Annotated in this window: 1 protein-coding gene; it reads right to left on the bottom strand. The window is 38.2% G+C overall.

The window, feature by feature from the left end:
* Positions 1-459: 459 nt before the first annotated feature.
* Entirely contained in the window at positions 460-867 is a 408-nt protein-coding gene (locus A3850_RS19170; protein ID WP_157501485.1) for a hypothetical protein, read from the bottom strand.
* Between the last annotated feature and the right edge of the window lie 190 nt (positions 868-1,057).

Below are 1,057 nucleotides of genomic sequence, written 5' to 3'. Positions count from 1 at the left end.
AACGCCGCTTTGAAAGCCCAGCTGTGTTTTGTTCCAGCTGAAGTGCTTCGAGTTCATCCTTGGTTAGTATTAGCGACATAGCCCTTTAAAAACATCCCGTGTCCCAAACCAGTTCAAGAGAGGTATATTTTGTAATTAGCAGTCATTTCTTTTGCATGTTGCCCAACGATTGCAGCCCACGCAGGCCGCGTCCTTAACTCCACTAAGATACTAAACTGGAACTAATAGGCCACTGGGCCGATAAGCGAGCATGGCCAAAACTCCGGAGCTTGCGGAGGACTTTTGGACATCCGAGCGTTCGGACCAGTGGCCGGGCTTCAGATGTAATAGAGCCATCAACTCGAAGTGACAGCGGCTTGACGTGGATTGCAGTGTTGGGCGGATAATTTTGTTCGACAAGGAACTTTGGTTGCTGTAAAGTTGAGCGAATGTTATAATCATTAACCGTACAACAGCAATCTACAACTCGTCACTGAAAAAATCATTGTAGAGTTCTGATATGATATATTCAGATTTATTACTGTTTTCTAATTCAATTTCAAAAACTGGATCAAGGTTATACATAACACCAAATCGATCAAATTTCCGATTTCTTTGTAAATTATATTTCAGTAATTTAGCTATATTTTGACTCTGATTACTTATAGTTGTATCATTCAAATTGATAGATACATTTTGAAATGTCACCCTAAGTATTGTTGTACTAATGCTGTCGGTAATTTCTTCTCCAGTCTGTATCATGAACTTCTCCGCTCCCAAAGCACATCTATATCTTTCCAAGTTTTGTTCAACCTTTGTATCATCTACAAAGAGACTAGAATTTTCTATTCCACAACTAGTAAATTGGAGAACGAGTACTATGAACATTACTATCAATTTTCTCATGTATTTATCTGTAGGTATTTGAAAGCTATTTATTTGCCTAGTGATAAGTGCAGTAAAGTTAGTCAGCAAAAGCCTCTTCACTTACTAGTCCATTAATAAAATCTGTGAAGTTGTTTGCAACATGTATGTCTTCGCTACATTCACAATCAATCCAATTTACAGAAGGTATAGT

This window comes from Lewinella sp. 4G2, from assembly GCF_001625015.1.
Lineage (GTDB): Bacteria > Bacteroidota > Bacteroidia > Chitinophagales > Saprospiraceae > Neolewinella.
This window is presented reverse-complemented; position numbering and strand designations above follow the sequence as displayed.